Origin of the sequence: Actinocrinis puniceicyclus, from assembly GCF_018283645.1 — a bacterium.
Taxonomy (GTDB): Bacteria; Actinomycetota; Actinomycetes; order Streptomycetales; family Catenulisporaceae; genus Actinocrinis; species Actinocrinis puniceicyclus.
Genome location: NZ_JAGSXH010000212.1, coordinates 1 through 5,479, shown reverse-complemented (window position 1 = coordinate 5,479; position 5,479 = coordinate 1). Strand labels below are relative to the sequence as shown.

General features: G+C 62.3%; 5 protein-coding genes. All 5 read right to left on the bottom strand.

What is annotated here, in order from left to right; genetic code table 11:
• Positions 1 to 238: 238 nt before the first annotated feature.
• Positions 239 to 538, bottom strand: coding sequence for a hypothetical protein (locus KGA66_RS27835; RefSeq protein ID WP_211472367.1), 300 nt, complete (start codon positions 536 to 538; stop codon positions 239 to 241).
• 42 nt (positions 539 to 580) lie between these two features.
• Positions 581 to 1,138 (bottom strand): polymorphic toxin-type HINT domain-containing protein, encoded by a 558-nt coding sequence (locus tag KGA66_RS27830; protein WP_211472365.1) that lies wholly within the window; start codon positions 1,136 to 1,138, stop codon positions 581 to 583.
• Between the two features lie 197 nt (positions 1,139 to 1,335).
• Positions 1,336 to 1,827 (bottom strand): hypothetical protein, encoded by a 492-nt coding sequence (locus tag KGA66_RS27825; RefSeq protein WP_211472363.1) that lies wholly within the window; start codon positions 1,825 to 1,827, stop codon positions 1,336 to 1,338.
• Positions 1,827 to 4,628: an RHS repeat-associated core domain-containing protein gene (locus KGA66_RS27820; RefSeq protein WP_211472361.1), complete on the bottom strand. Its 2,802-nt coding sequence runs from the start codon at positions 4,626 to 4,628 to the stop codon at positions 1,827 to 1,829. The genes KGA66_RS27825 and KGA66_RS27820 overlap by 1 nt, the downstream gene beginning before the upstream one ends.
• Positions 4,629 to 4,856: 228 nt before the next feature.
• Positions 4,857 to 5,479, bottom strand: a 623-nt coding sequence (locus KGA66_RS27815; protein WP_211472359.1) for an IS256 family transposase, incomplete at its 5' end; no start/stop codon positions are given.

The following is a 5,479-nucleotide window of genomic DNA, read 5'->3' as shown; positions in this document are numbered from 1 at the left end:
ACTACGGTAAGCATGGGCGTGCCCTCCCAGCCGACGTTGGCGCGTCGGCCTACTCGATGACCTTGGATTCGATCACTCGGGAGGGTACGCCCTCACCGAGCCGATCCACAGGTTCCAAGCATTGCTCAACGTGGACGGCGGTAACGGCGTGCGCCTGATCCCTCGTCCCGGAGTCAGCGTTTGGCAGATTTTCGGCAATCTGGACCTGACTGATCAGCTTGCTCGAACCGATGGAGCCTCAGTCACCATTGAACAAGAGATAACGATGAGGTTTTGCGTTAACCAACTCAATCAGCTGAACGAGCTCCGTCCACAAGACTAAATCTTCAAAATCTCCAGCATTGCGCAACGAGTCAAGCTCAGCGCGCACGTCATTCACCTGCGATCTGTTGAAGACCGTATTGTCATATGGGTCAACGCCACTAAGAAGAGGCAAGTGATGCTCACGAGCCGCTTGACATAGTGCGCCGATTCCAGGATGCACCGATCTTGAGAGTATTTCTCCAGTAAAAGTTTGCACGATCACGGAAATCGCCAAACCAACACCTATCCTTTTATCGTTTCAAAATATCCGTCTCAGCTAACGAGGCACTCCTGGGTGCATGGTGATAACGGCACCGTATTTATCTGTAATTACCGTGTATGTCTTTGTCGGCAATCCCGTCTCAATGTCAGTTCCTATGACATCTGGTGCCGAGGCAATGCGCTGCCAGTTCCCGTTTGTCTGCTCCACCGCGTCGAACTGATTGGAATCCTCGGCGAGCTTATACAGATCAGTACCTGCGTTGAATACACCTTTCGTTCCGTCAACGAGAGCGCCGCCCGGCATATGCTTGCTTGCCACATACTTCGCACCTTCGTCATCGAGAAACGCTTCATCACAGGAACTATTGTGAACGAGTACCGGCGTGTCGCCTGCTTCGACATAGTACGTGTGGAGGCTGTCGATGGTGAGGTTGTAGGTGACGGTGGTGGTGGTGTAGTCGTGTATCGCGAGGATCGTGACGGTGTGGCCGTTGGTGGTTTGCAGCTGGTCGCCGGGACGCAGGTGGTCGGCCTCACCCCGCAGCCGCTCAGCCTCCGCCCGGCACGCAGCCTCCTGACCCCGCAGCCGCTCCAAAACCTCGTCGTAACCCATCCAAACCGCCTCCTGCCTCGGCTGTTCAACCAGCTACGGCAACGAGACAGCCCCCGATCCGGACACGGCGCCACCACCGCCGTCACTCAGAAAGAAACGCACCCAATCCCAAAACCCTCTGACGGCAACGGCGACGGCAACGCAGACGGACAACGGCGTACAGCCTGACCAGTTTGTCTGAAATCCAGCCGTCAAGATCATTCTTGGCTAGCACGTGCTACCCATGAGGCACTGAGATCGGCGCACACGATGCGGATGGTTCCTCCAATCAACTTGATTTCGTGTTCACACCCATATTTATGAGGAAGGATCTCATCAAGCTGAATCGGTCCAAGGTGACGAACCAGATCACTATCTGGCCCGTTTGCAACATCTGCCGCGTCCGCGCCCACAAACAGGGCAGAGACGCCTGTGTACCGAATCAGCAGCTGTTCAGGCGCAACGCTATTAAAGCCGAACCGAATGACGACTGAAGTGCCATCAGACTTCTCGGCAACACTAAGCGCCAGAAGCTTGAGGTCCTTGACACATCGCTCGGAATAGAAATCATAGTGATCCGAGTTCGAGGCGAACGCCCACGCACCAGGTGGCAGCTCTGTTTGCAGCTCAGGAAGCTGCTCACGGTACTCGGTTGCACTCAGGAAATAGCCGCGAGGTTCATCACGCCTCTCAACTTTAATGAAGCGCATTAGCATCCACCGCCAAGCCGCGGCATCTTCCACTTGTCACCAGTGATGTCCTGGGTACCTTGTGGGCCAATTCTTCCAGTGCTGCGCATGAACTCAATCGCCTTGCCCTTGAGCCGATTGTAGACATCGCCAGGAACAGAAACGTCAGCACTCAATCCATGTTTTGCGAAAAATCCGTCGCTACCAAAGATACCAACTTCAGTACCTCGGCTGTACACATGGATCTCAAAGTCAGTACCCTGCCCGTAGTCGAACTGGTCCAGACGGCCTGTATACCCATCTCCCAGACCGATCGTGTCATTGAGAGTACTGCCGCCCGCGTTGTGAACGAGGACGGGTGTGTCGCCTGCCTCGACATAGTACGTGTGGAGGCTGTCGATGGTGAGGTTGTAGGTGACGGTGGTGGTGGTGTAGTCGTGTATCGCGAGGATCGTGACGGTGTGGCCGTTGGTGGTTTGCAGCTGGTCGCCGGGACGCAGGTGGTCGGCTTCGGTCCAGGTGCGGGTGGTGGCGTCCCAGTAGAGGTGGTGGGCGGTGCCGGTGATGGTCGCTGTGGCCGCGTCCAGGGGCACGACCAGGTCGGAGCCGGGTAGCGCGTGGGTCAGGCGTGTGCCGTCGGTGGTGGCCACGGTGACGTCGGTGTAGTCGTGGTCGGTGTGGGTGACGTGGACTGCGGTGACGGTGTGGGTTTGGTCTCTGGTGTCCGGGTTGGCGCCGGCGAGGTTGTTGGCGATCTTGTCGCCGACCTTGATCTGGTCGATGGGTTTGCTGGTGCCGTCGGCCATGAGCACGCGGGTGCTGCCGACGAAGCTGTTGAGTGTCACGCATCCGTCGCCGATAAGCTTCGCCAGGGGTGTGCCGCCTTGATCAGCTGCGGCCTTGGCGGCAGCGATGGCTTCGGGGTCGGCCTTGCCCAGACGCGCTGCGTCGTACAGTTTCGCCAGCAGGGAGCCCCCGATATCGAGGACTTTCCCCCAGGGCAGCAGGGTCGTGGCGATGTCGAGAAGGCACGCGACCGTGCCGCTGCAGGACTTCCACGGCGCGCTCCCGCCGAACAGGAGGCTGGCCCTACTGCAGAACGCCGAGTCGTCGCTGCACTGGTTGTACGCCCATTGGCTGAGCATTTCCTCGTAGGTGCCGAAGAACACACCCCGGTTCTTCAGTTCCTGGTAGGTGGGGATCCTCTTCATGCCGAGCAGGCTGGACAGGGACGGAGGCTTGGCAGCAGCGTCGAAGTTGCTGCACGTGGTGGGCGTGCAGGAGCCGCCGTAGCCGTGGGAATTCGCCAGATCCTGGTTGACGCCGGGATTTTGGGTGGGATCGGCCCACCAGTCATCCCCGCTCCCGGAACCGCTGCCGCAGGAGTTGTCGGACTGGCAGGTGCCGTTGTAGCTGCCGCCGCCTCCACCATCTGTCGAGAGCAACGTGCCGGTGGGGTCGCTGCCAGTGACGGGATCGTTGCCGGCGTAGTCGTAGCCGGCAAGTTGGGTCGGGTCACTGGCTTCGAACAGAGGGTCGGGGGATATGAAGCGTCCGCTGACGGGGTCGTAGTCGCGGGCGCCGAGGGTCTCCAGGCCGGTGGTGGTGTCGTCGCTGCCGCCGATATACCCACTGTCGCCGCCGACCCAGGTGGGTACGGTGCCGCGCGCGGAGCCGAAGGGGGTGTATTGGCGGCGAGTGACGGCCTGGGTACTGGTGTTGATAGCGAGTTGATCGGTGCCTTGGCGGTCGGGGATCAGGTCGCTGACTTGGCCGGTGCTGGTGCGTTCGGCGAGGGTGGCGCCGCCGAGGGCGTAGTACCGCACGCCGCTCAGGGTGCTGCCGGTGTCGGTCAGCTGCATGTCGCCGAGGTAGAGGGTGGTGCTTGCGGGGTCGCGGCGCGCCAGCACGCTTCCGGCGGCGTCGTAGACGTAGTCCGTGACGCCCGCGTTCGTGGTGTCGGATTGGATCTTGCCCTGGTCGTTCCACTTCAGGGCCTGGTTGCCCAGGGCGCCGCCAGTGATGGAGATGGTGTTGCCGGCGGCGTCATACACATAGTTTGCGGTGTTGGCGGCGGCGTTGGGGCCGGTGGCGCTCGTGGAGGTGAGGGTGTGCGGCTGATCGTTGCTCGAACCCTGGTTGGGATAACTGTAGGTGGTGGTGGTGTCGTTGGCGGCGTTGCCGCTGGTGTCGTGGTCGGTCTGAGTGGACCGGTCGCCGGCGGCGTCGTAGGTCCAGGACTGCCAGTAGGGGGCGATCGGTCCGCCGACCGTGCTGCTGGAGCCGGGGGCGGGCGTGGCGTTGCACTGGTCGGTAGCGCTCCAGGCTTCTTTCAGGCGGGTGGCGTAGTCATAGGTGAAGCACTGGGTGTCGATGCTCGTACCGCTGTTCTGGGAGTCGACGGTCCGCGTCAGAAGCCCTGAGCCCTTGGAGACGGTACCTGCGGTGTTGCCGTAGGTGTAGGTGAGCTCATCCACGGTGCCGGAGGTGCCCGAGTCGGTGGTTTGGATGTCGGTGAGGGCTTGGGTCTGCGTGTCATAGGACTCGGCGATCCACACGTCTCCGGTGCCAGCGGGCATGGTGTACCTGACCGGCTGACCGAACTCGCTGTAGCCGACCGTGTCGACGTAGTCCGTGGTCGTGTTGTAGTTCGACTTCAGGGACGTCGGTTCACCGAAGTTGTCCGCACCGTAGGTGATGCTCTCCTGCGGCAGCCCGTCTACGGCCGGGTCCCCCTGGCTTGAGAGCCGCCCGGTGAGGCTGTAGCCGTACGTTGTGGTGAGCCCTGCCGTGGGCGAGACTGTCGGTTTTTCGGTGCGCAAGCCCTCTTTCGGTTGGTTGCTGGTCGGGGTGACTTTGGTGGGGAGTTCACCGGTTCGTGTGTCGCTGGGCTGGGTGGTTTCGGCGTCGCCGGCAGCCGAAGGATCGTCCGGCGCTGGGCCGGGTCAAGGTCGTTCGTCCTCGCTGCGCTGCGGGCGCTGCACCTTGACCCGGCACTGCGCGCCGGGCGGGGCGGCAGCTGTCCGGCGGCGCCGGGCGCTATGGCGTCCTCAGCGCCCGGCCTGCGTCGCTGTCGTGGTGCTCGGGCGTGCGGTGAGCCGTCCGTTGAAGGTGACCTCGAAGGCGTTGAGCGGGGCCTTCCACCGGTTGGTCCAGCGCTTGCGCCCGCGCCCGGTCGGGTCCAGCGCGCAGATGGCCAGGTAGAGGCGTTTGAGGGCGGCCTGGTCGGAGGGGAAGTGCCCGGAGGCGTTGGCGGCGCGGCGCAGGCGCGCGTTCAGGGACTCGATCGCGTTCGTGGTACAAATCACGGTCCTGATCTCCGGGTCGAAGGAGAGGAAGGGCACGAACTCGCTCCAGGCGCGCTCCCACAGGCCGATCACGGCCGGGTAGCGCTTCTCCCACTTGCCGGCGAACTCGGCGAACCGGTCCAGGGCGGCCTCGGCCGAGGGCGCGGTGTACACCGGTTTGAGGTCCTTGGCCAGCGCGGCCCAGTCGCGCTTGGAGGCGTACCTATACGTGTTTCTCAGCAGGTGGATGATGCAGGTCTGCACCACGGTCTGAGGCCACAGCGCGTTGACCTTGCCCGGCAGGCCCTGGATGCCGTCGCAGATCAGGATGCAGATGTCGCGCACCCCGCGGTTCTTGACCTCGGTCAGGTACTGGTGCCACTCCC